This is a genomic window from Pseudomonas sp. Z18(2022) (genome assembly GCF_036346535.1).
Taxonomy (GTDB): Bacteria; Pseudomonadota; Gammaproteobacteria; order Pseudomonadales; family Pseudomonadaceae; genus Aquipseudomonas; species Aquipseudomonas yamanorum_A.
Window position 1 is genome coordinate 1 of record NZ_JAOTOA010000068.1, and the last position, 611, is coordinate 611.

Genomic DNA, 611 nt, shown 5'->3' on the forward strand with positions numbered 1-611 from the left:
ATACACACGTCGGGCCTGCAATGCTTGATAGGTGAGATAGATGTCGCCTTCACCTGTCAGACTGATCCGTTTTCGATGCCCCCCAAGGAACGCCTCGCTCAACCAAGGGTAATAGTCTTTCTTGATCACCAAATCGCCTTCAATTTCTATAGGCAATCCGGAAGTGCTCAATGGGCGGTTGTGATCAAACTTCACGCCAATTCCCCCGCCGGCACCCCAAGTCACGTTCTCTCCAAAACGCTTGGGATCGCCATACACGACCCCAAAGGACACATTACTCAAATGCCATTGGCACGAACCGCCGCCTTCTATCGGTAACTTGGCTTCGTAGAGATCACTCTGTCCCAGCTGTTGCAGTTGCACGTCAATCCCGTGATAACCCTGCAGCTCAATGCGTTGGCCGCTGGCTCCGGAAGTAATGCGTTTGCAGATGGGCGAGCGATACATCACCTCCAGAGTGCGCGCTTTCAAATCCTTGGGCACTTTCACCGTGATGGTCATGAGTTCGCTGTTCGGCGGCGGCGCCAAACTTCGGTCCATGGCACAACCGCTCAGGCTGGTGAACAGCGTGATCATGGTGAGGGGAAGAACTATGTTCATTGTTGAGCCTC

At 53.7% G+C, this 611-nt stretch carries 1 pseudogene; it reads right to left on the minus strand.

What is annotated here, in order from left to right:
• Positions 1-501 (minus strand): annotated as a pseudogene (locus tag V3W39_RS33620) (hypothetical protein); the annotation flags it as partial.
• Between the last annotated feature and the right edge of the window lie 110 nt (positions 502-611).